Origin of the sequence: Paenibacillus sp. FSL H8-0034 (assembly GCF_038000305.1) — a bacterium.
In the GTDB taxonomy this organism is placed as follows: Bacteria; Bacillota; Bacilli; order Paenibacillales; family NBRC-103111; genus Paenibacillus_S.
The window spans coordinates 4,506,830-4,532,943 of sequence record NZ_JBBOBS010000001.1; the positions used below are offsets into that span (position 1 = coordinate 4,506,830).

The following is a 26,114-nucleotide window of genomic DNA, read 5'->3' on the forward strand; positions in this document are numbered from 1 at the left end:
TGGGTTCGAGATTTGGTCGTCATCTTGTTAATGACCTAATTAGATGAATGTTGTGGTTACAGAATACAACGATAATTGGAAACAAAAGTTTAGTGGGGAATCTCAAAAAATAAAGGATATTTTTGGTGATGAGTTAATCGACATTCATCATATAGGTAGCACTTCAGTTCCAGGGTTAAAATCCAAACCAATCATTGATATCATGCCAGTAGTAAAAGATATTAAAAAAATAGATTCGTTTAATGAACGAATGGAAGAACTTGGTTACCAATGTATGGGAGAGCTCGGGATGAAAGGAAGAAGATATTTTCGAAAAGGCGGAGAAAATCGCACACATCAAGTGCATGTGTTTCAAGGGGATAACAAGGAAGATATTACTCGCCATTTGGCGGTAAGGGATTACCTCCGAACGCATCCCGATGAAGCAAATCGTTATGGAGATTTAAAAGAAAGCCTCGCCAAACAGTTCCCAAGGGACATTGAAACTTATATGGACGGTAAAGATGAGTTTGTTAAAGAGCTAGAAAGAAAAGCGCTAAATTGGTACAAAATGGGCAAGGAACGTTATTATTAGATGAGCCGTATGGGATTCGGCTCATTCTTGTTTTTAACGAATTTTTAGGGAAGACAGACCAGACCATTGAGGGTTAATCGGACAATGTTCTTGTCATCCGACACACACAATCATCTGACGGATGACAAGTCATTAAGCGTAAATCGTGGCTTTCCTGATTTATATACATATGTACAAAATACGAGTTTTGTGAATATGTATGAAGCGAAATTGTAGGTTGATAAGAATTTGATCCGTCTTTCTGTTAACTCAATTAACTCAATCTCTAACCCCCGAGAACAATATTTTCCACCCATCGTGATTTTCCTTTTTTATTCCTTTTTTATTCAAGTAGACTTTATTAAGCTAATGTTCTTGTCATCCAACATCGGACGGCCTTTCACATGTGTGACAACAACTTTATACCACTTAACCCAAAGAAGCCGCAATTTAAGCGGCACTCAATGAGATAAAGTTCTTATTAAGAAATCCTGAGCTCTTTTCGTTTATAAAATTAAAACGTATTATATACATTTTCACATTCATTCGCGGTCGGTTCATAAAAACAGTGCTTTTTGTATCGTCCTGCGAGCGGCTGATTATACCAAGTTGGCGGACATGGTCCGGGATTTTCAAACGTTCCTGGACGGAAATACCATAGGGAAAATTTTCCTGGCCAATTCCGTTCCCCATCCACAGCCCGTTGCGCCAGACGGCGTTCCCTCTCTCTTGCGTTTTGATAGTACAAACCATGTTGCAACGCTTCGAACGCATGCGGCTGGTTGATCATTTGGGGAATTGTCCGGATTCCTTTAAAATCGGAGCAATCCGCTCTTATTCGGTTGATGCCAACATTTCCAACAAGGACCATGCCCATTTCGCCTTCGGTCTCAGCTTCAGCTCGAAGTAACCTTGCCAACATATCAATATCCTGTTTCCTGGCTTTTACGACTGCCATTGGCTCACCTCTTTAGATTTCTAGACTCATCATATTATAGGTGTGGTGAAGCGAATGTATTACTCCGGAAAAATAGAGAGCGATAATAATTAGCCGTTCCATCACACTCTTCTGCCCGTTAGGTGAGAAAACGGCAGCCTCATCTTGCTCCTTCATTGCTCCAACGCAAACCGATTCCGAACATGTTTTGGTACCACACAATGTCAACAACGGAATACCTTATTTCATCTTTGCCACTCCTCTATACCTATATATATCATTGAAGTATACCGAGCGCCTTTGTCAAGCCGAGTGATCAAGGGCTTCTCCGCAATGTTTCCCGAGCAACTTTGGGTATCCCCATGTCCGTTCCAGGGTTCAATACACACATAAGGCGGCATTTTCCTTTGTCCAAATCCCCACAACCGAAAAGCCATCCCAGCCTATCTCCACCGCCTTGGTAAGGTGGTCGGAGCAAAGCCGCAAATGGTTGGACCGGAGGTTTTTACAGACGAATGCCCCCTTGGCAAACAGGTCATAATCAAGAGGCAGCCGGTTACTATCCGCCAACATACAAGCATCGGGAGTTTCCATTACTAATTTATTATGCGATCTGTACGCGTAAATGGTTTCATTCTGCTCGAAAAGTAGATAATAATGATGAATGGGTTCCTGAAGTAAAAAACCAGGATGAGCACCCAATGAAAAATACATCTCTTTATCACCTGTATTATGTACCGTATAATGAATGTTTAACTTTCTCCCATCCAAGGAGTAACATAGCCGCAATGAAAATTCGAAAGGATAAAGCTCCATCGTGAATGGCGAACTTACAAGAAGAAATGTGACCTCGTTGGTCGATTGTTGTTCAATTTCGAAGACTTTTGTTTTGGCAAAGCCATATATATTCCGTTCCCATATCCTCAATTAGCTTAAAACTGTGCAGCTCGGCTCCCCGCTCGTGTATTTCCACATACAGGAATTTGCGCTACAATATTCAGCCCGGCGGACTGTGCCTGGCCATATAATGTAATTATCTGCTTCTGCTCATCAGTAGCCAAATATACGATATTACGCTTTGTCATACTGTGATTATCCAGCACCCTCAATACCTCAGTATTACTGACAGGCGCCAAAGTAAGTCGCTCGACTTCATTAGAGAACCTGTCCAGGTTGTTACCCAGTTGTTCCATAAGCTGCTCTGTCGCATTGCGGGTGTTAGTTTCAATATTGGCGGCAAACTTGTTGTACACCAATATACCGCAAATGAAGAACGGAACTGAGATCAACACCATGAACAAAATGATAAACTTGCCCTTTAGCGTTAAAACATGAGGCTTTGTGTATGCGTTCTCAATAAGGCTTTCCCCCTCTACTACTCCACTATGATTCCCTTCCACATGATCATAACATCAACCAGCCCAACCGTAAATTGATGGATTCCAACGCAGAACAAGCACGCATTGGCCGAAGCGGTGCGTGCTTGTTCTGCGTTTCGGGTACACCCGGCATCATCCCGGTTTAATTCGATTCAAACGTATACCGCCCACCAGACGCATCCAAGTCCCTTGTTAGACTCGTATGTCATACTCAAGCCCCCGCTAAGGTGATGCGGAGCTGAACTTAGATTGAACGAAGGAATTTATAAATTTTATATTGTCCATTCTCTGAGGAATACCTTAAAACATTATTATCCTTCGGGATACCTTCAAAATAAGCACCTATACAGCCTGTTGTACATCTATGACCAGATAGCAAAATGTTAGTAGCTCCTGTGCTATACGCATTCTTAAGTTGATGCATAAATTCGAAAATTCTCTTTATGAAGCTATGAATATCTTCAACGCCTCTATATACACTGGAATCAGGTGCTAATCCAGCCATCTTGACTTCGCCTCTTTTCAGAGTATCAGCCTCGCCTAAATCAAACACATCAAGTCTATTATCAATTATCGCCTTCATACCTGTTGCTATCTCAGCTGTTTGTATAGCTCTTTCCTGAGGGGAAGAATAAACTAAATCAAATTTAATATTTTTAAGACTTTCCGCTAAAGATTTTGCTTGTTCTATTCCATATTCGTTTAATTGCAAACCCTGTCTTCCCTGAAGCCTTCCTTCTTTGTTCAGATCTGTTTGTCCATGTCTTACAACGTATATCACACAATTTCCTCCTTACAGGTTTAGCAATATTGATAAAATTATACCACAAAATGGGAACACTTAGTCCGAAATTGCATGTATCCAGACCAATACTGATTGCGAGGAGCTTGCCGTACAATCACCGCGAGTTTTCGGTGCTGGCGACAGGGATCACATTCTTGATAGTTAAAAATGACAAGAATGATTTGTGCTATAGTACTTGTACATTCCAGGTCATTGCGCTAACGCAGATCTGGTAGCAACCGCAATGCTTAGTTATCATAAGTTTACATAATTATAATTATGTCACCTTATTGGTGGTGTATGAACCAATCGGGACTCGCCAAAAAGTCAATTTTTTGTCCAACAAATCGCACTAGCAGCTCATTAACAATTCCATTTTCAAAAAAAGAAAATCATGACCTCGATTTTACGCGTACATAACAAAAAGAGAAACCCATGTCCTTAATAAGGACCGGGTTTCTCGATAAGCTGAGTGCAGCTTATTACACGGATTTTTTCCAATCGGCAGCGAATTTCTCCATGCCTTGATCTGTTAGTGGATGCTTGGTCAATTGTTCGATGACTGAGAAAGGAACGGTTGCAATGTGCGCGCCAGCCATAGCCACACGTGTTACGTGATCCGGGTTACGGACAGATGCCGCGATGATTTGTGCATCCAGCTTATGAGTACGGAACAATTCAGCGATTTTCGTTACAAGCAAAACGCCGTCTTCCGAAATATCATCCAAGCGGCCCAGGAACGGGGAGACATAAGTTGCTCCAGCGCGAGCGGCTAAAAGCGCTTGGTTCACAGTGAAGATCAGGGTTACGTTCGTTTTTACACCTTTTTTCGTCAGGTAACGGCATGCTTCCAAACCTGCCAATGTCATCGGAAGCTTAATGGTGATGTTTTTGTCGTTGTTGTTGATTTTGATTAGTTCATTTGCTTGAGCGATCATGTCTTCAGCTGTTTCCGCCTCAGGTGTTACTTCCGCCGAAACGGATTCTACCTCAGGTACTTCGCGCAAAATTTCAGCGATACGATCTTCGAATTTTACACCTTCTTTGGCAACTAGGGATGGGTTAGTCGTAACACCGGACAAGATGCCTACTTTGTAAGCCTTTCTGATATCTACCAGGTTTGCTGTGTCGATAAAAAATTTCATTGTTATTACCTCCGGTTATATGGTTATATTTTAGATGACTTGCACAATCCGGCATAATCTCCAAAAACATTCCAACTATGCACGGACTGCTTTTCTATTCCTACTATATTACTATAACAACTCTTTCGTCAAACGAACCACGTTATCCACAGAGAATCCAAAGAATTGCAAGACCTCAGCTCCTGGCCCTGAAGCACCGAAGGTATCAATGGATAATACATTGCCGCTTGGTCCCGTGTAACGCTCCCAGCCTAGTGAAATACCGGCTTCTATAGCTAAACGCTTTGTGACAGCAGCAGGTAGTACCGACTCCTTATAAGCTTCGGATTGGCGGTTGAACAGCTCACGGCTCGGCATGGCCACTACGCGTACAGAGATATGATCCTTCTCAAGCTCAGCTTTGGCGTTCACGGCCAAGGAAACTTCGGAACCGGTAGCGATCAGGATGACATCCGGCTGAGTGTTGGTTTCCGTCAGAACGTACGCTCCTTTGGTTACCTCTTCCACATTGCCTTTGGTTGCATCGTAGATAGGCAGGTTCTGTCTGCTCAGCACTAGAGCGACCGGACCTTCATTTTGCTGCAAAGCATAAGCCCATGCACTTGCCGTTTCGTTGGCATCCGTAGGGCGAATGACCGTAAGTCCCGGAATGGTACGCAGCGCTGCCAAATGCTCAACGGGCTCATGCGTAGGTCCATCTTCGCCGACAGCCACTGAATCATGCGTGAATACGTAAATAACAGGCAGCTTCTGCAGTGCAGCCAGTCGAATCGACGGACGCAGGTAATCGCTGAATACGAAGAACGTGCTTACGAATGGTTTAACACCTCCGTGCAGCGCCATACCGTTGCCAGCCGCGCCCATTGCATGCTCGCGGACGCCGAAGTAGATGTTGCGTCCAGCATAGGATTCAACGGCAAATACTTGCTCTCCGCTAATATCCGTCATCGTTGAATGGGACAAGTCCGCGCTGCCGCCAAAAATCGAAGGAACTGATTTAACGAAATGATTGATCGCTTGACCGCTTGCCACACGAGTTGAAATTGTCTTGGAAGAATCGAAGGTCAGGATGTCAGCGGCATCGATCACGACTGAACCATCGATGACTTGTTCAAGCTCCGTACCCAGCGCTGGATGCTGATTTTTATATGAGGAGACCAATTGGTTCCACGCTGCTTCTTTGGCCTCCCCATTTTGTTTAAGCTGTGCAAAATGGTCTTTGACTTCTGCCGGAACCGTGAATTCTTCCTCATACTTCCAGCCATATGCTTCCTTGGTTGCCTTTGCTTCTTCTTTGCCAAGCGGATTGCCATGCGCCTTATTCGTTCCCGCAACTTTACTTCCGTATCCAATAATGGTCCGGATTTCGATAATCGTCGGTTGGGAATCATTTAACTTGGCGGTTTCGATCGCTTTGGCAATTTGCTCGATATCGTTGCCGTCTTCAACTCTTAAATACTGCCAGTGTGCGGATTCTGCTCTTTTTTGAATGTTTTCTCCGAAGGAAAGGTTGAGGTCCCCATCCAAGGAAATGTCGTTGGAATCGTACAATACAACCAATTTGTTCAGTTTCATATGTCCTGCCATGGACATGGCCTCGTAAGAGATCCCTTCCATCAAGCAGCCATCTCCGACTAGCGCATACGTATAATGATCGACGACCGGGAACCCGCTTTGGTTGAATTTCGAAGCCAGATGCGCTTCAGCCATCGCCATACCTACAGCCATAGCAATACCTTGTCCCAGAGGACCGGTTGTAGCATCTACGCCATCTGTGTGGCCAAATTCAGGATGTCCAGGTGTTTTGCTGTTCAGCTTGCGGAACTGCTTCACATCTTCTATGGAAAGATTATAACCAGACAAATGCAAAAGGCTGTACAGCAAAGCAGAGCCGTGCCCTGCAGATAATACGAAACGATCGCGGTTAAACCATTTTGCATGGGCCGGATTGTGATTGAGATGTTTGCCCCAAAGCGCATACGCCATAGGCGCCGCCCCCATTGGCAGTCCTGGATGTCCGGAATTAGCCGCGTTTGTGGCATCTATCGATAACGTACGGATCGTATCGATAGCTAGTTGATCAATTGTTTGTGTGATAGGCATATTGTTCTCCTTTTATGGATTCGATTTCTGTTTCCGACTTGTCATCGAACCACCAGTGATAGCCGTCCTGCTCCAACAGCTCATCGGACTCGGCAGGACCGTAGGTGCCAGCTGCATAAAGACGAAGCGGCACCAGGTTCTCTTTGTATGCATCTAAGATAGGTTGAACCCATTGCCATGACAATTCGACCTCGTCCCAATGGGCGAAGAACGTAGAATCTCCGTGCAAAGCATCGCGAATCAAATTCTCGTAAGCCTCGGGCACATGATCCCGATTCTCATGAAAGTCGATATGCATGGGCTTGAACTTCCCTTTATTCAAAGGATCTCTTGTATTTAATTGAAGCGAAATGCCTTCGTGGGGACTGATTTCAATTACGAGCAGATTAGGCGTTTTGTTATCATCATTGGCCCCAGGCTGCTTTAACGGTTCTTTGAACTCGATCACGAGTCGTGTTGATTTGTCCTTCATTCTTTTACCTGTGCGAATGTAAAATGGAACGCCGCGCCAAAAATAATCGTCGATTTGCAGCTTAGCCGCGATGAATGTATCATTACTTGAGGTTGAGGCAATATTGGGTTCGGATGTATAACCGACGACGGATTTTCCTTGGATTGTTCCTGCTCCGTACTGTCCGCGGACAACTTGAGAGCTTACATCCTCTTTTTGCAGCTTTTCCAGAGATTCCATCACGAGCTTCTTTTTGTAACGGATATTCTCAGAAGTACTGTTGTTTGGGAGATGGATCGTCAGCATCATGAGCAATTGCAGCATATGGTTTTGGAACATGTCTCTTACAGCACCAACATGATCGTAATAGCCAGCTCGTTCTTCAACACCGACGATTTCGTTTGCCGTTATTTGAACGTTAGCAATGTAACGGTTGTTCCATAGTGCCTGAAGAACAGGATTGCTCTGCTGCAGAACCTCAAGCTTCTGTACCATGGGCTTGCCAAGATAATGATCAACTCGAAAGATCTCATCTTCTTTAAAAACCTTGCTCAGATTATGATTCAAATCCCGAGCGGATTGCAAATCATGGCCAAAAGGCTTTTCGATCACCAAACGCTTCCAGCCATTCGCAGAACCAAGTCCGCTTTCATGGATGTTGGCTGTAATCGGTTCAAAAAATTCAGGTCCTACGGATAAATAAAACATCCGATTTGGTTCCATGCGTTGCTCTTCTTCCTGCTGTTCAATCAGCTTCAGCAGCTTCTGATAATCTTCCTTGCGGCCAACATCGAGAACGCTATAGCGGAATGCCCGCAGGAACTTTTTCATAACATCGGGATCATTCGCTTCGCGCCTGGAAAACATATGGAGTGATTGCTCGACATTTGCTTGAAAGGCTTGATCGGATAGTTCTCGTCTACCCAAACCGATCACGGAGAAGGACTGAGGTAGTTTCTGATCGACGAACAAGTTATACAAGGCAGGATAAATTTTTCTTTTGGCTAAATCCCCAGTCGCTCCAAATAAGACGAACGTGGTAGCTTCCATTTCTCTCTCTCCTTCCAGCAGGGCCTTCTTCGATAGCTCTGGATTCTATTTCCTAAATCCACTATAATACGAATATCACCTATACAGGTAATTAATATATTTTACAGGAGCTATAGACCACGTCTATGATCAATTACGAACTATACAAGGTTTTCTATTGGGCTGCGAAGACAGGTAGCTTGTCCAAGGCGGCCAAATCATTGTTCATCACACAGCCAAGCGTCAGCCATGCTATCAAGCAGCTCGAGGACAGCTTTGGCATCACCTTGTTTTACCGAAATTCCAAAGGCGTTGCCTTAACGCAAGAGGGCGTCACCCTGTATTCCTATATCGAGAAGTCTCAGATCCTAATCGCGCTGGCAGAGGAAAAGATGGCGGCGCTTAAAAATCTGGACAGCGGTGAGCTGCGGATCGGCGGCAGTGATTCATTGTTCAAGCACTATTTGCTTCCTTATCTGGAAACCTATCATCAGAAGCATCCCGGTATCAAATTGCATCTGAATCATGGAACGACACCGGAAACCATCGCTTTTTTGAAAGAGGGAAAAATCGATTTGGGTGTCGTTCGTATGCCCATTGTCGATTCCCAGCTTGAAGTGATGAAGGGCATTCAGCTGCAGGATTGCTTTGTAGCGGGAGCTCATTATGCCGAGCTTAAGGATAGAGTACTCTCACTCGAGCTGCTGCTGCAGTACCCCATCATCCTGTTCTCGCGTAATAGTCGGGTACGGATGGCCATCACAGAACTATTTGAAAGCTACGGTTATGAGATCAAACCTGAAATTGAGGTCGGAAGCGTGGATCTTCTCATCGAGTTCGCACGGAAAGGACTTGGCATCTCTTATATAACCAAAGAATTCATTTCCAGGGAACTGGAAGACGGCTCTCTCTTTGAAATTCAATTGGATATCAAGATGCCACCTTCCCAGGTGGGATTCATGATTATGCGCAACATGCCACTATCCAACGCAGCAAGCAAGTTTATTGAGCTCGTGAAATAGCAGCAAAGGGAATCCTACAAGTAATCAACAAAAAGCATCCGCAAATCGGTTGAAACCGGCTGGGATGCTTTTCTTGTTATCGCGCTTAGAACATAAGAACAAGGCTCTTGAACAAGTCCTTCGGATTCGAATCGTTAGAAACGACCACCGCAGCAGTGCCTAAATCTCTTAACAGCAGGAAAACATTTATGTAATGTGGAATATCTTTACTATTGATTATACATAATTCGATACGTTTCGAGTTGGGTTGGAGGGCAGCTGAATGAGTTTTAAAAAATGGATAAGGATCGTTTTTCCTGAAATCCAATTGATTGACTTTATGAAAGAACACAAAGCAGCCGCTCGTATGAGAAGCTCTGCAAATTTATCCAGTACAAACCGTGGGCAAGACGATAGTCCTCCCTCCACTGTAACTCATACGTCAACCTCGCTTCCCGGAACTGCTCCACTCGCTCCCAATTCTGCTTCTCCGGTCCGTGAGGTATTGGCCGATGTAAAGCGTGGAGTGAAGCAGCTTGGAATTGATCAGTCTCCCCTAGAGTTGGATGACAAATTTGCCGACATCATCAGAGAGCTTAATGAGAGAATATGGGCGCAGCACAGCTATATCGAGCAGCTTACAGCTGCTTTCAAGAAAGCTTTTTTTGCCAATGAAAAAGGGAAGGTCAAAAATGTTATCCTCATCTCCGGCCCTGCTGGAACAGGCAAAAAGACATCTCTCGGCTTGCTCATCCAGTTACTCAATAAAAAAAATTTAATTCCCTATAAGCGTTACTATGAATTCGATTTAAGCCGCTATAGCGAGGTAGATGTCAAAAGCAACTTTATTGTCGACTGCTCAGCTACCTTCCAGGATGGCTTGGGAACGGTTTGCTTTACCGGAATGAAGCACGCGCATTCTGAGGTTCTGAACTACATCTCCCAGTTGATCAGCACAGGCAGCTTCCGAACACCTGAAGGCACGCAAGTAAATGCTGGTGATTATTTTATCATTTTTGAAATGGATCAATGGGTCAAGGAAAAGCATGTATATAATGCACTGCCAGCCGTTATAGCCTCACAAATTCCGCCAGTTATTCTCAAGAGTATACGATCCTACGCCATATCTGCACCATTAAATGTGGAGACGGTTGAGCGGCTCGTCCAGCAGAAATTCACTAAGGCTGCTTCGACACTAGCCTATCAAACTCAGCTGAATATTTCCTATGAAGAGAATGTGTTTCATCGGCTTGCGGAAATCTTTGTGGAAAGTAAGCGTTATGGACAGGCTATCGATGAGTGGAGTCAAAAGGAATTTGTGGATCGTATTCTAGATCTGCGCTCCAAGGGTGAGCTCCAGGCCAAAGAGCAAGTAACCATACGTTGTGTTGATCAGGAGATCGTAGTGGTTACGTCTACTCAAAGCTTTGTCCTTAAACGTATGTCGATTATTAAGGAAGAAACACTTGAGGATATTATGCTGGAGCTGGATAGGCTAACAGGCTTGAATCAGGTCAAAGCTTTTATCCACGAGCTGCTGGAGACGGTTAACGCACAGAAAAAACGCGAGCAAGCGGGACAAAAAAACACGGCGATGTCGCTTCATATGGTTTTCTCCGGTAATCCGGGCACGGGTAAAACAATTGTAGCCAGACTTGTTTCGCGTATTTTGAAAGCATTGGGATTATTAGGTCAAGGGCAGCTCATTGAGGTAACAAGGCAGGACCTGGTTGGCGAATATGTCGGATCAACCGCACCCAAAACCTCTGCACAAATTGAAGCGGCCCTGGGCGGCGTCTTGTTTATCGATGAGGCTTACACATTAACACGGAGCCGCAATGATATCTTTGGCCTTGAAGCGATCGACACTCTCGTCAAAGGCATGGAGGACAATCGCGAGAACATGGTTGTCGTGCTTGCAGGCTATACGAACGAGATGGAAACCTTTCTGAAATCAAACCCCGGGCTGCGTTCACGCTTTCCTTTTATCGTAGAATTTCCAGACTACACACCCGATGATATGTTGGAAATTATGGAACGGACCGCTTTAAGCCGCGATTATCAGATTGATCCCAGCGCCGGCCCTCGTATGCTTGAGCTATTCAAGACCAAGCAAATTCCCGGCAGAAACGACAGCGGCAACGGACGTTTGGTGAGAAACCTGCTGGAGGAAGCGATCCGCAAGCAATCGGTACGACTAAGCAAACAAGAGCCTGCTACAGCTGTGGATTGGAAACTCCTTGTTCTTGAGGATTTTGGCTTGGGTCAAAAAGAAGCCTTTAATATTGAAACAGCACTGGTTGGCATTATCGGACTGGACAATGTGAAGACGTTCATCCGAACCTTGGAGAAGCAAATCATCGTTAACCATCGTCGACAGGAAGCTGGGATTATCGTCGACACCAACCAAAGTCTGAATATGGTCTTTTCTGGAAATCCGGGAACCGGCAAAACGACCATCGCCCGCCTGATTGCACAGATGATGAAGTCGATGGGAATATTGAAGATGGGACATCTCGTTGAGGTCGACCGCTCCCATTTGGTCGCTGAATATATGGGTCAGACCGCAACCAAGACCAAGGAGCTGGTAGAGTCAGCTTTGGGCGGTGTTCTATTCATTGATGAGGCGTATGCCCTCGCTGAGGAAGGTATCCAGGGTGGCGGATTTGGCAAGGAAGCCGTAGATACCTTAGTCAGATTGATCGAGCTGCACAAGGACAATTTGATCGTCATTTTGGCGGGCTATACGTCAGAAATGAGGGGTTTCCTGAAAATAAATCCCGGCTTGTCCTCCCGCTTTCCATTGATGATCGAGTTTCCTGACTATACCGCCAAGCAGTTGGAACAGATCACTTTGAAAATGGCAGAGTCTCGCGGCTTCACCATAGAAACGGATATTCGCGAGGGGCTTATGGCTTATTATGACAAAAAACAGATTCCAGGCAAAAACGACAGCGGCAACGGCCGATTAGCTCGGAATACGCTGGAGGAAGCGATCCGCAACCAATCGATTCGTATCGCTGATCAACCAGACCTGCCTGTGCACCAGCTTAACCTTCTCAATAAAGCGGATTTCAATATTATCCCCGCTTCCGACAAACGTGAGAATCATAATGCGCTGCACGAGCTAGAGGAAGTGATTGGATTAATTGAGGTTAAGGATTTTGTAAAAGGAATCTCTGCGCAAATCGAAATGGGTAATCGCCGCAAAGCAATGGGCTTGCCTGTGGAAGGAACGCAAACGCTGCATATGATTTTCAAGGGCAATCCAGGAACAGGTAAAACCAAAATCGCGCGTATTATCGCCAAACGGCTCAAGGAGCTGGGCGCGGTTAAATCTGATTCCGTTGTTGAAACGGATCGTTCAGGCCTTGTAGCCGGATATTTGGGACAAACTGCACTAAAAACAAAGGATGTTATCGACCAGGCTTTAGGCGGAGTATTGTTCATTGATGAGGCCTATGCCTTGGCTAGCGGCCAGGATGACTTTGGTAAAGAAGCCATTGATACACTTGTTAAAGCGATGGATGATTACAGAGACCGACTGGTCGTTATTCTGGCTGGCTATGAGCAGGATATGGACGACTTCATTGCCAGTAATGCAGGCTTGAAATCGCGCTTTCCAAACATCATCTCGTTTCCCGATTATTCTCCTGAGGAATTGCTGCAGATCAGCCGTTTAATCTTCAAATCCAAAGGCTATCAAGCTGCCGCGGGTGCAGATACGGCATTATTAGGTCTCTTCCTGCAATATATTGGCGATCCCACAGCCGGAAATGGGCGATTGGTTAGAAATATATGTGAAAAGGCTATTCGTAATCACGCTGTTAGGCTAAGCGGTAATCCTATGGCAACGGTCGAAGAATTATCTACTATTATTTATGAAGATATTGGAAGGTTATAAATGAAAAATTCAAATGCGAGCTCAGCTGCAGGCTTAGGGTGCTTAGTGGTGCCTTTAATTATTGTTTTAAGTCCGATATTATTTTTCATTTATATGATTGATACTTACAAGAAAGAGATTTTTTTTGGACCCTTGTACATTATTTATGCTTCGATTAAAGTGTTGGTACTGGAGGTACCAGCCTCTAATTTTCCTTATGGCGTCCTATTGTTCTTAGGAGTCATACTTTACGGTTCTATGATGATTCCAAAGATCCGGAGCCTTTATGATGAACTGCCTGTCCTGATTCCTTTTCTACAAATGTGCTTTCTTATGCTTATTGCTTCGATCATCGGTTTTTATATCCTAAACGCTTGGGCAGATAACCAAACGTACGCAAAAGCAGAAGCTGTCTTATTAACCGTTACCACATTTGTGCTGATGCGTCTGTTCATGTCTTATTGGTACTACAGCTTTCCAATCAGCTCCATGATTACACGTGAGGAAGAGCAGGATATTCAGGCTATCCAGGTAAATGGCGGCTCTGTTAGTCAATCACCGCTTCCCCATGGATCCATGCATAAGAACCTTGTCCTGTTTGCTCTGATATTTGTTTTTTTCCTTACGATGTTTTTTCTTAGTAAAATCCCTCCAACTTTAGACACAAATAAGTTGATGAAGGAGCAAATAAGCAGAGAAGCAGCGGCTGGCGCTATATTGTTCCATGGAGAAGAAAAAAATGGTATTCAAGCTAAAAACTTTGAAGTTCCAGGTCTCACCAGGAGCGTCTCTACAAGAATGTTAATATGGGACTATAACTTAGAGGACAACGATAAAGTGCAAATTTTGGTGGATGGAAAGCCTATACATGATTCAATAGTGTTGACCAATACGCCTGTAGCTTTCACTGTTCCTGTTCCAAGCGTAATTACTATTAAAGGCATTCAAGACCAGGGAGGTGGGCTCACATACGCAGTCAAATTTCCGCAAACCAAATACACTTTCTTCAACATCGTCGCTGTGAATGGTGTGAATACGTACACCTTGATGCCTACACCTTAGGTAGCAACATAAAAGCCTCTTCTCTTTTGAAGATGTTGGGGGACAGCAGATGAAAAATTCCAATCAAAATTCTAATGCAGGCTTCGGCCTCTTCTTGGTGCCTATCTTAATCTTTATTCTTTTAAGTCTATCTTTGATAATCAAGTATATTCTTAATAATTACCCGGAAAAGGTTATTTTGGGACCCCTATATTTTATTTTTGTATCAATTAAGGTGTTTGTATTGGAGGTTCCACTCGCGAATTTTACATTTAACATACTCTTTTTGATAGGAATACTATTTTACGCTTCTATGGTCATTCCGAAGATCCGGACCATTTATGATGGGCTACCTGTCCTGATCCCTTTTTTTCAAATGTGTTTTTTAATGCTTATAGCTTCTGTCTTCGGACTCGAATTCCTGAACTCGTGGGCAGATAATCAGATGCTCTCAAAAGCAGGAGCTGTTTTATCTGCGATTATTACGTATGTATTGATACGTCTCTTAATGTCCTACTGGTACTATAAATTCCCAATCAGCTCCATGATCACTCGTGAAGACAAGCTAAATAATCAGACAGTTTCTGCAGTTGCCAGCTCTGCCAATACATTAATGCTGCCCAATGGAAGGATGCATAAGAACCTTGTCCTGTTTGCTCTGATCTTTCTTTTTTTTCTTTTTATTGCTTCTTGTACAAATATCCCCACACCATTAGACAGTAATAAACTTATGAAAGAGCAATTCAGCCGAGAACCAGCAGCTGGCACTAAATTATTCAATGGAGAAGAGCACAATGGTATTCAAGCTAGAGATTTCAATATTTCTGGCTTAACACGAGGCGTCTCAACAAGAATGTTAATATGGGACTTTAACTCAGAGGATCACGATATGGTGCAAATTCTGGTGGACGGAAAAATTATTCAAGATTCATTTGTACTAACCAACACGCCTGTAGCTTTCACTGTTCCGGTTCCTGGTGTAATTACCATCAAGGGCATTCAAGATCAAGGAGGCGGACTCACGTACGCAGTCAAGTTTCCGCAAACTCGATTCACTTGTTTTAACATCGTCGCTGTGAATGGTTTGAATACATATATCTTATTGCCTAAACCATAAATCCCCAAACTAGCACATAGAGTTAAATTTGATTAGGAGGATATTGCAATGGACCCTAGAAGAAACGTTAGAAATAAAGAGGCCCCTCAACCCGTTCAACAGAAAGCGGGTATCTCTTCACAAGCTCCACTAGTTCAACTTGAGGAAGAGTTATATAGTGAGGAAACCCAGATTCCGAGTAGCCCTATTCCAAATCCTGCCCCTTCTGAACCCCCAAAAAAACCTAATAGATGGCTGAATTCAATCCTGATTCTGCTTGGAGTAGGTTTGCTTTTTCTTACTATCAATTATGCTTTTAATGAGAGTACCCCAACCTTAGGAAGTAACGTGATTAATAAAGAGCAAATCAGCAGCCAGGTCGCGGCTGGTACGGTATTGTTCAATAAAGAAGAAAATCCGGGGCTTCAAGCTAAGGACTTCAAAGTCAATGAATTGAATCAGGGTGGGTCTGCCAAAATGGTCATATGGGACTTTAACGTACAGGATTACGATGAAGTGCAGATTTTTGTCGATGGCAAACCTATTCATAATTCTGTTGTATTGACTCATACACCTGCTGAATTCAGTGTCCCGGTACCTAGTGTAGTTACCATTAAAGGTATAAGTGACAGAGGGGGTGGAATCACATATGCAGTTAAGTTTCCGACCAATGATTTAACTTACTTTAACGTCGCCAATGTGAATGAGATCAATACGTATACCTTGGTACCAGGTCCTTAAATTTGAAAAAGCTGTTCGAATTCGATTTGTAAATGAATCTGTAGTTGAAATAATTAAAGTCCTTCGGTGATTTAATGAGCTGGAGGGCTTTTGCCTATTTCCCTGTCGCATCCATTTGATCTCCCTCTTCATCTTCTTACATCCCCCCACCCCATCAAGGCATACAAATTTGATTTGCTGCATAAGGATTGTTACGTAAGCCTAATATTTTCCAAATTCTCTGCTTTATGCGGTCCCGAAGTAAGAATGGGAGGAGCTTATATGAGCTATGATAAATGAGCCTTTGTCTGGCAAGCAACGTCGCCTTGCGGTAATCGATACTACATTTCCATGGAAACAAAGTGGTTTTCGATATTGGGAAAATATGGAATTTTATAATCAAAAGCCTGACACGCTTTTTTTTGCTACAAACATATATACCGATGAATTTCCGGCACAAGTTTATCCATTCGAATCATTTGCAGCACTCGCACAAAAAGAGGGAATTACGGATATCTATTGTGTGTTTCTAAATTTGGTTTTGAGTTTGCAAGGGCGGTGTTATCTCCCCGATGGTACCTATATGCCTGGATCTAATCCTGGTTTGAACATCATGCCACTCCTACAAGAGCATGGTATGAACCTCCACACGACGCTATACCCGGGAGGTGGCTTGGGTCCATCCACTTCTGATGAATTTCTCCGTATAGCTTCCGATCATTGCTCAACCATATTTACGAACATTGCTGAAGTATTAAATGTCATTCCCAAAAGCATTTATTCTCCGGTAGTGATCAATACAGACTTTTACACTTACACTCCTAAATCCACAGTTAAACCCATACAAATAACTTTTTCTGCTCATCGTGCCGAGCGTAAAGGGTTTCCCTTATTGGCACAAGTATTTAATCAGCTTAATGACCATTATCATCTAAACATCATAGGCGATTGGCAATATGATCTCCATTTATTAACAAATGCAAATTATACTTTTTGGGGCCTTCTAAATCCCGAAACCATAAAGATGATTTATGAGCAGTCTCATGTATTCATTTACAGTGGTACTTCTGATCAGTTTGCTCTTGATGGGTTTCCTACAACAGCAGCAGTTGATGCGATGGCAACTGGTTGTATCTTGGTTTCCACCAATCCTCGTAATGACCACTTTGTACTCGAAAAAAATGCGGACTATCTAGAGGTGGAAGCGGACATAAAATCAATAACAGATACTTTGCTCTGGGTTAAGGAAAACCTTCAGCAAGCTTTGGGAATCGGCATTAATGGTGCAACCAAAGTCAAAAATCGATTTGATTCCAAGGTTATTGTGCAATCGAAATTATCACATATGTTCAAAACATGTCATTCTTGAGAACAAGTTCCATTAACTTCTTACCAATCTTCTTTCCCCTGAAATCTTCTATAGCAAATAATTCCTCTACTCAGCTTATGACTCCATTTGCATAAAAAGTTGGTTGAGTCACTCCTCCTATCATTACAGTCAAGTATAAACATTTTTCAATATTTTGGAAATGAAAAAGAGGGGTTGATTTAAAAACCAACCTCCTCAGTATGTTGAATCCATTCCGACAATTGACGGCTGTGATATAACCAACGCGTATCGCGATATATCCATCGGTTCGTGGGCAGCTCAGCGAAAAGCTCGATTGGTGATTGTGCATCAAATACGACGAAGCGAGCTGGCAAACCGGGCTTTATCCCATATCGTTTCAACCCGATTAACGATGCTGGGATCGTCGACAGCATACGAAGGAGCGTATGCGCATCATCAGCGCTTCCCATTTGAACGGCGTAGCCGGTTAGCTGCCCAATCTGCAGTAAGTCACCGCTTCCATAGGGATGAAACGGATCCTGCACATTATCCGATGCGGTCGCAACAGGAATGCCTGCGGCCAGCAGCTCCTTAACTCGCGTTACACCGCGACGTACTAAACCTTTATCCCCCCTGCCCTGCAGGTATAAATTGGTGGCAGGCAGCGTAATAACCTTCAACTGAGCCGAAGCCATATTATCGATAATCGCTGCTGCACGACTCTCCTCTATGGCGCTTAATGAGCACAAATGACCGACCACCACTTTGCCCTGATAATCATTACGTATGGTAGCAGCCGCAATCGCTGATACGGTCTGTACCTGAGGATCATCCGTCTCATCTGCATGCAGATCGACGTCTTTGTTATATTTCCTCGCAACAGCAAAAAGCTGCTCTAGATATGCCTCCGGTTCATCAGCAATGTGCGGCGCACCTCCAACTGCATCCATCCCCGCTTGCATGGCTTCGTCGACGGCTTCCCACATGGCGGGTGTGTGCCCCCGGCTTGGAACGAACAGAACATACTGGATATCGACGATTCCGCTCAACAGCTCCCTCGCCTCCAGAGCCGCATGAACTAGGCGCAAAGCGGCTTCCCGACCATGCTCGAAAGGGAAATGCACATGCGAGCGAATGGCTGTCGCACCACCCGCAGTTGCGCGCAAAGCGGCTTTATGGATTCGGGCTACAAGCGCCTCACGCGTAAATTGTGGAACCGCAGCACTATAGTTACGAATCGCTTCACCGAGTGTGCCTGAGTCATTTCTGACGATTCCTGATGTAAACGCCTTGTCAAGATGCGCGTGCGCCTCAACAAGTCCGGGCAGCAGCATTTTCCCGCCAAGATCTATGGTCCTTGTAGCTGAGGTGCCGCCCGCCAACCGTATATCTTCTAGAGAGATCCTGCCATGATCCCGAATTATCCCTTGCTCCTGCTGTGGAGTCACTGACTGCCAGAACCCATTGGCAGCCGTTAATTCATATAGCTGCGCTGGAGATCCTTCAGCCAAAGGCAATCGTGCATTAATTAGATGCAAGCTGCCCAGACTCATGCTCTGACACCCAGTACAGACCGTGTACGTCCGGGATGATGGTCAGGCAGATTTGGTCCCTTACCGAATAGCTTGTCACGCAGCACGCCATCGCTGTAATGCTCCTGTACAAGCCCCCTCCGCCTCAGCTCGGGAACAACAAGCTCGACGAAATCGCGAATACTGCCGGGGCGTGTAATATACGAAATATTGAAGCCGTCAGCACCGGTTTGCTCTATATAACGCTCCATCGCATCGACAATCTGTTCAGGAGAGCCAATTGTCAGCGAAGTTGTTCCGAAAGCATAAATATTCGCCAATTCATCTACCGTCCAATGCTTGTCGGGATGATCGTTCAAATACTCGATGATCGAACGGTTGTTACTATTTTTGGCAAACTGCAGAAGCCTCTCAGGTCCATAATCGGCAAAATCGATACCCGACCAGCCACCAAGCAGTGCAAGCAGCCCCTCGGTGCTGGAATACTTCAAATAATCCTGATACTTTCGCTGCGCTTCTTCTTCTGTATGCCCGACAATGACAGTCAATTTCGGGAAAAACAGCAGGTCCTCCGGTCGGCGTCCTGCCGCTTGTGCCTTGCTGCGAATATCGTCGATGATGGTCTTCGTCGCTTCGGGTGTAGGTGTATTCAGAAACACACCTTCGGCATGTGATGCTGCAAAAGCCCTCCCCCGCGTCGATGCTCCTGCCTGATAGATGACCGGTGTACGCTGCGGTGAAGGCTCGCACAGATGAATGCCAGGAACCTTGAACCTGGCTCCTTCGTGTCCGATATCATGTACCTTCGATGGGTCGGTATAGATGCGAGCCTCACGGTCCTGAACTACCGCATCCGCCTCCCAACTCGCTTCCCACAGCTTATAGCAGACGTCAAGGTATTCCTCGCCAATCTCATAACGTTCTTCCGCAGTGAGCTGATCCTCTAAGCCATAATTACGGGCAGCGCTTTTCAGAAAGGAGGTAACCACATTCCAGCCGATACGCCCCTTGGTCAAATGATCGAGTGTGGACATTTTGCGAGCTAATGCATAAGGATGCTCATAGGTCGTAGAGCAGGTAACGGCAAAGCCAAGATGCTTCGTCACAGCCGCCATCGCCGGAATTACATACGTCGGATCATTGATTGGCGCCTGAATCGCCTGTTCCAGGCAAGTATCCCGGCTTTTCTTGTACACATCATATTGTCCCAGCACATCAGGGAAAAAGACCGCATCAAAGCCTCCGCTTTCCAATAGCTGAGCAAGCTCCGTCCAATAACTAAGGTCCTTATAGCGATGCCCTTCGTCGTCGGGATGAGCCCACAGACCTGGTGTATCCGTTGGGCAGCTTTTCTCTATTGCATTTAAATAGATTCGTTTTTTAGCCATAACGTACACATCCTTTCAGTTGTTCTTGAAATCAGCTGCAGATGAGTTAGATTTAAGCAATCGTTACACCAGGAGCCAGCTTCAGATCCCATTCATGAACTTCAGCGCTTCTGATGCCTTCTACAATAAAAGGGTCCTTGTTTACCAGTTCGTGTACCTCATTGATAGATTCAGCTCGATATACCGCTACGCCGCCCCAGCCGTCCAGCAATCGACCGTGTGCGATCACCGTTCCTGCTTCTCTTAAAGCAATCATGTAGGCCATATGTGCTGGTGCCATGGTTGGAGCCATTTCCGGTTTAAGCAATTTGGCAAATACGATAAAATAACGCATGTCTTCCCGTATCCTCCTCAATTCATTTCAGCCGTTCCTGCATCCGCTGCATCAATCAATTTTCACCTGTGACGCAGGATGATCCAATGGTGTATGCGGACCGTGATTGAATAGCTTATCGCGTAAGGTGCCCGGTTTATAGGAGGTTTGTATACGTCCCCTACGCTGCAGCTCAGGAACGACCTCATCAATAAATTCACCGATACTTTTTCCGCGAACCGCATAGGCCAAGTTAAATCCATCGACACCGGTGCTTTCAACGAATGCTTCCATGTAATCGGCAATCTGCTGAGGTGATCCGACGGTTACATTACCCGCTCCGCCAAACGCATACAGCTCCGCCAGCTCTTCTGTTGTCCACCGTTTGCCTTCATCTACACGCCGCAAATAATCCGCTATGTATTGGCTCCCATTGCTTTTCTTCCTGATATAAGCAAGCAGCTCATCCGGGGTATAGGCAGATAAATCAATGCCAGACCATGAGGACAGTAGGGCAAGTGTGCCTTCTGTACTGACATAACGTACATATTCAGCAAACTTCGCTTTCGCTTCCGCTTCAGTAGGCGCCACAACAGGTACAAACCGCGGGAAGAAACGAAGCTGCTGCGGGTCACGTCCTGCTGCTTCTGCTTGATTTCGAATATCTTGCACGAGAAAGCGTGTTTCCTCCACCGTCATCGCGTTCAGGAAAATGCATTCCGCATGCTGCGCCGCAAACTGACGACCACGGGTCGAAGAACCCGCTTGGAACAGTACAGGCGTTCGCTGCGGCGAAGGCTCGCACAAATGAATGCCTGGTACCTTAAAGAAAGTACCTTCATGGCGAATCTCGTGTATTTTGGCTGGATCGGTGTATACCCGATTTATCCTATCGAGCACAACCGCATCCGCCTCCCAGCTGCATTGCCACAGCTTGTAGCATACGTTCAGGAATTCGTCTCCACGATCGTAACGCGTATCGTGCTCCATCTGCTCAGTTAAGCTGAAATTCAATGCTGCACTATTTAAATTCGAAGTCACGATGTTCCAGCCAATACGACCGTTCGTTAGATGGTCCAGCGTGGACATTTTACGTGCGAGTGCATAAGGATGATCGTAGGTTATCGAAGAGGTAACGGCAAAACCCAAATGCTCGGTCACCGCAGCCATCGCCGGAATCAGATAGGAAGGATCGTTGATGGGCAAGCTCATTCCTTCGCTGACTGCCGTATCTCTGCTGTTCTTATAAGTACTGAATGTCCCCAGTGCATCTGCGAAAAATATGGCATCAAACCTGCCCCTCTCCAGCAACTGTGCAAGCTCCGTCCAATAGAACAGCTCCTTGTAATCGGAGGCTCTGCTGTCGGGATGCGTCCACAATCCGATATTATCCACCGTTGGACAATTTTTTTCGATAAAATTGAGAGCGATCCGTTTACTCATGCTGATATCCTACTTTCCTTGAGGAATAACAATCTTCATTGGTATAAAAACGATTGGAACTAACGCAGCTCTTTCCACGCGGTCATCCCGCCAGCCACGTTCACCAATCCCGTGTAATCGTTGGACAGCAGCCATTCGCATGCTTTCAGGCTTCTACGGCCGCCTCTGCATACGAAGAATAACTCGCCAGCCGGTTGAATTTCCGTATGTCTATGCTCCAGATCGCCAAGACGGATGTGTATGGCACCTGGTATTGTACCTTCAGCAACCTCATGGTCCTCACGGACATCGATAATCGTCAGCTTCTCGCCGTTTTCTATGCGTTCCTGCAGGTGAGCGGCAGTAATCTCACGAATACCTCCAAGCCCCGTATGAGGAGCCCATCTGACGTCCCAATGATAAAATTCATATTCTCTAACACCATGTACGACAAATGGATCCTTCTCGATCAGCGCTTGTACTTCGTCTGAGGAATTACCTCGATAAATAACGAGACCACCCCCAGCCGGGACATTTAACAAACGTCCGTTGCCACTTACCTTGCCCTCCAGACGCAGCTGACTTAAATACTCAATATGCGCTTCCAGATAAACCGGTGCCAATTCCTGATTAGCCGGCTTCATCCATACAGCATAATACGCCATCCTATCTCCCCCAAACCTAATATTCAAAACAAGCCCATGCTCAGCTTATTTCTTTGTACTTACAGCTTCAGCAAGTTGCCGACCTGGATGATCATCTCGCAGGTAAGGTCCTTCACCGAATATTTTCTCCCGATATGTCCCATCCCCGTACTCCCTCTGCACAAGTCCTCTGCGCTGAAGCTCGGGTACGACCAAATCGACAAATGCATTAATCGTTCCCGGTTGGATAATGTGACCGATATTAAACCCATCAACACCTGTCTGTGCAATAAAATCCTCAATCGTATCGGCGATTTGCTCCGGGCTCCCGATAGTTAATGAACTCGTACCAAAGGCGAAGAAATTGGCCAGCTCCTCTGCGGACCACTTCTTGTCAGGATCGGAACGTTTCCACGTCTCAATAATACCGCGATTGTCGCGCTTCTCGACAAATTCAAGCAGCTTGTCATCGCCAAGCTTGGAGAAATCGATTCCTGACCATGCCCCTAACAGAGCAAATATGCCCTCAGTGCTGGAATATTGAAGAAAGCTCTCATAACGACTTTGCGCTTCAGTTTCGGTACGTCCTACAATTGGCGTGAGCTTTGGAAAAAACAATACCTTAGCAGGATCGCGTCCCTGCTTCTCGGCCCGTTCACGTATATCCTGCACAATGAAGCGGGTAGCCTCGATCGTCGGCGTATTCAGAAAAATGCATTCCGCATGCTTGGCGGCAAATTCTCTGCCTCTTGCCGAATTACCAGCCTGAAACAACATCGGAGTCCGTTGGGGTGACGGCTCGCTGAGATGAATGCCCGGAACCTGAAAAAACGTTCCTTGGTGATGAATATCGTGCACTTTGGAAGGCTCGGTATAGATACGTCGCTCCTTGTCCTGCACGACCGCGTCTTCCTCCCAGCTCGCTTCCCACAGCTTGTAGACGACATCCATATATTCATCCCCGCGATCATAGCGCTCTATCAGACCCAGCTGCTCTTCCAAACCGTAGTTTTTGGCAGCACTGTCCAGATTCGAGGTAACAATATTCCAGCCAACCCTGCCTTTAGTCAAATGATCCAGCGTGGACAGCTTGCGTGCCAATGCATAGGGATGCTCATACGTTGTGGAGAAGGTAGCCGCAAAGCCAAGATGCTTGGTTGCTGCGGCCATCGCCGGGATCAAATAACTGGGGTCATTTAACGGAACCTGAATCGCTTGACGGATCGCAGTATCCATATTGCCCTGATATACATCATACACACCGAGCATATCAGCAAAAAAGATAGCATCGAACTTGCCTCGTTCCAAGGTTTGGGCCAGCTCAACCCAGTACTTCAGACTGGTATATTCATAGCTCCGGTCCTCCGGGTGAGCCCATAAGCCCGGTGATGCGGTAGGACCGGAAATCGTGACAGCGTTCAAATAGATTCTTTTATTCATAGTAGGAAATCCGCCTTTTTTTATTTTTTCGGCAAGAAACTCGTATTGAATGCTTGTTGAACATCTTCATTTTTCTTCAGTTGACCGATATCCTGCAATTGTTTGCTCAGTTCCTGCCACCGTTCCAGCGACATATAGCCTACACCTTTGGTCGCCGCATCTCCACCATAGATGAAGTCTTTTTGCAGCTTTCCTTCATTCACGAGGTAATCAACGGAATTTTCCTTATTGGCTTCGTTTAACACTTTAGCAACCTCTTCAATATTATCCTTGTAGTAATCCCAGCCTTTGACTGATGCTTGTACATAAGCTTTAACGACGTCCGGATGCTCTTTCAAATATTTCTCGGAAGTAATGATAATGCTGTAATAGGGGCTGTACCCGGAATCAGCAACGAGCAGGGCATCAACATCAATATTTTGTTGCTTCAGGCTATAGGGAGTATTGGTCGTATAGCCTTGTGTGAGCGCCTTTGGATCGTTAACAAAATTCGTGTATTGGCCAGTAAACTGTACCTCTTTAACACTGTCCAGCTTGTAGGATTTCTTTAAATAAGTCCAATATGCGGCGGTTAAAGCAGCATACACCGTACGACCGTTCAGATCAGAAAAGCTTTTAATATTGTCGCCCTTGTGGAAGAAAATCGCTGATGGGCTTTTCTGTAAAAAGGCGGCTACACCCACGATAGGAATACCCTGCTCCCTCGCAATAAGGATAGAATCCGCACTGGCAAGTCCGAACTCTGCCTGCCCGGCAGCTACGATCTGTACAGCCGATACCTGCGCACCACCTGGTTTAATAGTCACATCCAGGTTGCTATCCTTATAAAAGCCTTTGGCAGAAGCAGCATACAGACCGGCATGTGTGGACTGGGCGAACCAGTCGAGAACCTGGGTAACCTTCGTTTTTTCTTTTAAAATGGAGTCCGAAGCCGGAGCTGCGCTGCCTGTCGGTGGTGCTGTTGCGGCTGTTGGTGCCTTGGTTGGCTCTGACGGAGCCGTAGGGGCGGCAGCGGGTTTGGGCGTGCTGCCGCAAGCGGCCAATATTTGGAATGATAATAAGGAGACAATGAGCAAGCTTACATTTTTTTTCAACATGGTTATCCCTCCATAGGTGTAAGTGGTTAGTTTTCTGTCTTCATTTCTGATTCATGCCAAGAGCTTAATAACCTTTTTGCAAGTGCATTGACGAAAAGAAAAAACGAGATGCCAAGCAGAGAAGCGGTGAGGCCGCAAGCAAATAGATAAGGTGTCTGCAGCCGCATGGCTGCAAAAGTAATCGAAAAGCCAAGCCCGCCATTGCTGCCACCGATACCGGCAATGTACTCACCTACAATAGCTCCGATAACGGATAATGTGCATGATATTTTCATCCCACCAACGATATATGGCAAGGCAGCAGGAATACGGAGCTTCCACATCCTCTGCCAGCCATTGGCATTATAGAGGTAGAACAGGTTTTTTAAATTTTGCTCAGTGGAGTGAAGCCCGATCAGCGTATTGGACAGCATCGGAAAAAATCCAATAAGGAACGCAATAGTGACAATCGCATTGAACCCCGGACCCAACCAGATGACAATAATCGGTACAATGGCAACAATAGGGATCGTTTGCAATACGATTGCATAAGGATACACGCTGCGTTCGATGATTCTTGAGCTGGCTAACAGAATAGCACCAGCAACTCCAATGACCAGACTGAGGACAAACCCAAGCACCGATTCTAAAGCGGTAGTTAATGCCGCATGCCACAAGTCAGTCCCATTATCCAATACAGCTGCAAACACATCTGTCGGTTTAGGCAATAAATAAACCGGTGTACCCAGCAGCTGCAGAATGAATTGCCAGCCGGCAATGAATAGGATAAAGGCTAGTAAAGGCGGTAACAATCCGGATCGCAATCGTCCTGACAAATGACACTCCC

Annotated in this window: 22 protein-coding genes; 7 read left to right on the forward strand and 15 right to left on the reverse strand. The window is 45.4% G+C overall.

From position 1 onward, the window contains the following. Nucleotides 1-43 precede the first annotated feature (43 nt). Nucleotides 44-574: a GrpB family protein gene (locus tag NST47_RS20280; RefSeq protein WP_341156738.1), complete on the forward strand. Its 531-nt coding sequence runs from the start codon at nucleotides 44-46 to the stop codon at nucleotides 572-574. 493 nt (nucleotides 575-1,067) lie between these two features. On the opposite strand, the gene NST47_RS20285 is transcribed toward NST47_RS20280, so the two are convergent. The 7 genes from NST47_RS20285 to zwf all read right to left on the reverse strand — a co-directional run bounded on the left by NST47_RS20285 (nucleotide 1,068) and on the right by zwf (nucleotide 8,402). After that, nucleotides 1,068-1,511: a cell wall hydrolase gene (locus tag NST47_RS20285; protein WP_341156739.1), complete on the reverse strand. Its 444-nt coding sequence runs from the start codon at nucleotides 1,509-1,511 to the stop codon at nucleotides 1,068-1,070. A 357-nt stretch (nucleotides 1,512-1,868) separates the two neighbouring features. Continuing rightward, nucleotides 1,869-2,417, reverse strand: a complete 549-nt coding sequence (locus NST47_RS20290) for an aldose epimerase family protein (protein ID WP_341156740.1) — start codon at nucleotides 2,415-2,417, stop codon at nucleotides 1,869-1,871. 5 nt (nucleotides 2,418-2,422) lie between these two features. Beyond that, complete coding sequence (locus tag NST47_RS20295) at nucleotides 2,423-2,890, reverse strand: hypothetical protein (protein WP_341156741.1); 468 nt, start codon at nucleotides 2,888-2,890, stop codon at nucleotides 2,423-2,425. A gap of 223 nt (nucleotides 2,891-3,113) precedes the next feature. After that, entirely contained in the window at nucleotides 3,114-3,650 is a 537-nt protein-coding gene (locus NST47_RS20300) for a histidine phosphatase family protein (RefSeq protein ID WP_341156742.1), read from the reverse strand. Nucleotides 3,651-4,135: 485 nt separating this feature from the next. Further along, complete coding sequence (fsa, locus tag NST47_RS20305; RefSeq protein ID WP_341156743.1) at nucleotides 4,136-4,798, reverse strand: fructose-6-phosphate aldolase; 663 nt, start codon at nucleotides 4,796-4,798, stop codon at nucleotides 4,136-4,138. 111 nt (nucleotides 4,799-4,909) lie between these two features. Next, the gene (gene tkt, locus NST47_RS20310) at nucleotides 4,910-6,895 is read right to left on the reverse strand and encodes a transketolase (protein ID WP_341159716.1); all 1,986 of its coding nucleotides are present in this window, start codon (nucleotides 6,893-6,895) and stop codon (nucleotides 4,910-4,912) included. Continuing rightward, nucleotides 6,879-8,402: a glucose-6-phosphate dehydrogenase gene (gene zwf / locus NST47_RS20315; RefSeq protein ID WP_341156744.1), complete on the reverse strand. Its 1,524-nt coding sequence runs from the start codon at nucleotides 8,400-8,402 to the stop codon at nucleotides 6,879-6,881. Before zwf ends, tkt begins: the two co-directional genes overlap by 17 nt. 125 nt (nucleotides 8,403-8,527) lie before the next feature. On the opposite strand from zwf, the gene NST47_RS20320 reads away from it, so the two are divergent. The 6 genes from NST47_RS20320 to NST47_RS20345 all read left to right on the forward strand — a co-directional run bounded on the left by NST47_RS20320 (nucleotide 8,528) and on the right by NST47_RS20345 (nucleotide 17,491). Continuing rightward, a complete protein-coding gene (locus tag NST47_RS20320) occupies nucleotides 8,528-9,403 on the forward strand; it encodes a LysR family transcriptional regulator (protein WP_341156745.1) in 876 nt (291 codons plus the stop codon). Between the two features lie 262 nt (nucleotides 9,404-9,665). Beyond that, nucleotides 9,666-13,286 (forward strand): AAA family ATPase, encoded by a 3,621-nt coding sequence (locus NST47_RS20325; protein WP_341156746.1) that lies wholly within the window; start codon nucleotides 9,666-9,668, stop codon nucleotides 13,284-13,286. Next, on the forward strand, nucleotides 13,287-14,327 hold the full coding sequence (locus tag NST47_RS20330; protein WP_341156747.1) for a hypothetical protein: 1,041 nt from the start codon (nucleotides 13,287-13,289) through the stop codon (nucleotides 14,325-14,327). Nucleotides 14,328-14,376: 49 nt separating this feature from the next. Next, nucleotides 14,377-15,423, forward strand: a complete 1,047-nt coding sequence (locus tag NST47_RS20335; RefSeq protein ID WP_341156748.1) for a hypothetical protein — start codon at nucleotides 14,377-14,379, stop codon at nucleotides 15,421-15,423. Nucleotides 15,424-15,471: 48 nt separating this feature from the next. Next, nucleotides 15,472-16,143: a hypothetical protein gene (locus tag NST47_RS20340; RefSeq protein ID WP_341156749.1), complete on the forward strand. Its 672-nt coding sequence runs from the start codon at nucleotides 15,472-15,474 to the stop codon at nucleotides 16,141-16,143. A gap of 268 nt (nucleotides 16,144-16,411) precedes the next feature. Continuing rightward, nucleotides 16,412-17,491 (forward strand): glycosyltransferase, encoded by a 1,080-nt coding sequence (locus tag NST47_RS20345; RefSeq protein WP_341156750.1) that lies wholly within the window; start codon nucleotides 16,412-16,414, stop codon nucleotides 17,489-17,491. Nucleotides 17,492-17,670: 179 nt separating this feature from the next. Here NST47_RS20345 and NST47_RS20350 read toward each other — a convergent pair whose 3' ends face one another. Genes NST47_RS20350 through NST47_RS20385 form a run of 8 tightly spaced genes read right to left on the reverse strand, consistent with a single transcriptional unit; the run spans nucleotide 17,671 to nucleotide 26,103 of the window. Then, nucleotides 17,671-19,005: an amidohydrolase family protein gene (locus NST47_RS20350; RefSeq protein WP_341156751.1), complete on the reverse strand. Its 1,335-nt coding sequence runs from the start codon at nucleotides 19,003-19,005 to the stop codon at nucleotides 17,671-17,673. Then, entirely contained in the window at nucleotides 19,002-20,372 is a 1,371-nt protein-coding gene (locus tag NST47_RS20355) for an LLM class flavin-dependent oxidoreductase (RefSeq protein ID WP_341156752.1), read from the reverse strand. The genes NST47_RS20350 and NST47_RS20355 overlap by 4 nt, the downstream gene beginning before the upstream one ends. Nucleotides 20,373-20,424: 52 nt before the next feature. Further along, nucleotides 20,425-20,706, reverse strand: coding sequence for a YciI family protein (locus NST47_RS20360; protein ID WP_341156753.1), 282 nt, complete (start codon nucleotides 20,704-20,706; stop codon nucleotides 20,425-20,427). 51 nt (nucleotides 20,707-20,757) lie between these two features. Next, the gene (locus tag NST47_RS20365; protein ID WP_341156754.1) at nucleotides 20,758-22,128 is read right to left on the reverse strand and encodes an LLM class flavin-dependent oxidoreductase; all 1,371 of its coding nucleotides are present in this window, start codon (nucleotides 22,126-22,128) and stop codon (nucleotides 20,758-20,760) included. A 59-nt stretch (nucleotides 22,129-22,187) separates the two neighbouring features. Beyond that, nucleotides 22,188-22,772 (reverse strand): rhodanese-like domain-containing protein, encoded by a 585-nt coding sequence (locus NST47_RS20370; RefSeq protein WP_341156755.1) that lies wholly within the window; start codon nucleotides 22,770-22,772, stop codon nucleotides 22,188-22,190. Nucleotides 22,773-22,817: 45 nt separating this feature from the next. Continuing rightward, nucleotides 22,818-24,191: an LLM class flavin-dependent oxidoreductase gene (locus NST47_RS20375; protein ID WP_341156756.1), complete on the reverse strand. Its 1,374-nt coding sequence runs from the start codon at nucleotides 24,189-24,191 to the stop codon at nucleotides 22,818-22,820. Nucleotides 24,192-24,211: 20 nt separating this feature from the next. Then, nucleotides 24,212-25,288: an ABC transporter substrate-binding protein gene (locus NST47_RS20380; protein WP_341156757.1), complete on the reverse strand. Its 1,077-nt coding sequence runs from the start codon at nucleotides 25,286-25,288 to the stop codon at nucleotides 24,212-24,214. A gap of 26 nt (nucleotides 25,289-25,314) precedes the next feature. Continuing rightward, nucleotides 25,315-26,103: an ABC transporter permease gene (locus NST47_RS20385; protein ID WP_341156758.1), complete on the reverse strand. Its 789-nt coding sequence runs from the start codon at nucleotides 26,101-26,103 to the stop codon at nucleotides 25,315-25,317. Nucleotides 26,104-26,114: the final 11 nt, after the last annotated feature.

Bases quoted from the DNA above. Each gene is read 5' to 3' on its own strand.
- NST47_RS20345 (WP_341156750.1), top strand. From the start codon at position 16,412: ATGATAAATGAGCCTTTGTCTGGCAAGCAACGTCGCCTTGCGGTAATC.
- NST47_RS20350 (WP_341156751.1), bottom strand. From the start codon at position 19,005: ATGAGTCTGGGCAGCTTGCATCTAATTAATGCACGATTGCCTTTGGCT.
- NST47_RS20280 (WP_341156738.1), top strand. From the start codon at position 44: ATGAATGTTGTGGTTACAGAATACAACGATAATTGGAAACAAAAGTTT.
- NST47_RS20340 (WP_341156749.1), top strand. From the start codon at position 15,472: ATGGACCCTAGAAGAAACGTTAGAAATAAAGAGGCCCCTCAACCCGTT.
- NST47_RS20380 (WP_341156757.1), bottom strand. From the start codon at position 25,288: ATGTTGAAAAAAAATGTAAGCTTGCTCATTGTCTCCTTATTATCATTC.
- fsa (WP_341156743.1), bottom strand. From the start codon at position 4,798: ATGAAATTTTTTATCGACACAGCAAACCTGGTAGATATCAGAAAGGCT.
- NST47_RS20325 (WP_341156746.1), top strand. From the start codon at position 9,666: ATGAGTTTTAAAAAATGGATAAGGATCGTTTTTCCTGAAATCCAATTG.
- NST47_RS20320 (WP_341156745.1), top strand. From the start codon at position 8,528: ATGATCAATTACGAACTATACAAGGTTTTCTATTGGGCTGCGAAGACA.
- NST47_RS20355 (WP_341156752.1), bottom strand. From the start codon at position 20,372: ATGGCTAAAAAACGAATCTATTTAAATGCAATAGAGAAAAGCTGCCCA.
- NST47_RS20375 (WP_341156756.1), bottom strand. From the start codon at position 24,191: ATGAATAAAAGAATCTATTTGAACGCTGTCACGATTTCCGGTCCTACC.
- zwf (WP_341156744.1), bottom strand. From the start codon at position 8,402: ATGGAAGCTACCACGTTCGTCTTATTTGGAGCGACTGGGGATTTAGCC.
- NST47_RS20360 (WP_341156753.1), bottom strand. From the start codon at position 20,706: ATGCGTTATTTTATCGTATTTGCCAAATTGCTTAAACCGGAAATGGCT.
- NST47_RS20370 (WP_341156755.1), bottom strand. From the start codon at position 22,772: ATGGCGTATTATGCTGTATGGATGAAGCCGGCTAATCAGGAATTGGCA.
- NST47_RS20335 (WP_341156748.1), top strand. From the start codon at position 14,377: ATGAAAAATTCCAATCAAAATTCTAATGCAGGCTTCGGCCTCTTCTTG.
- NST47_RS20285 (WP_341156739.1), bottom strand. From the start codon at position 1,511: ATGGCAGTCGTAAAAGCCAGGAAACAGGATATTGATATGTTGGCAAGG.
- NST47_RS20330 (WP_341156747.1), top strand. From the start codon at position 13,287: ATGAAAAATTCAAATGCGAGCTCAGCTGCAGGCTTAGGGTGCTTAGTG.
- NST47_RS20365 (WP_341156754.1), bottom strand. From the start codon at position 22,128: ATGAGTAAACGGATCGCTCTCAATTTTATCGAAAAAAATTGTCCAACG.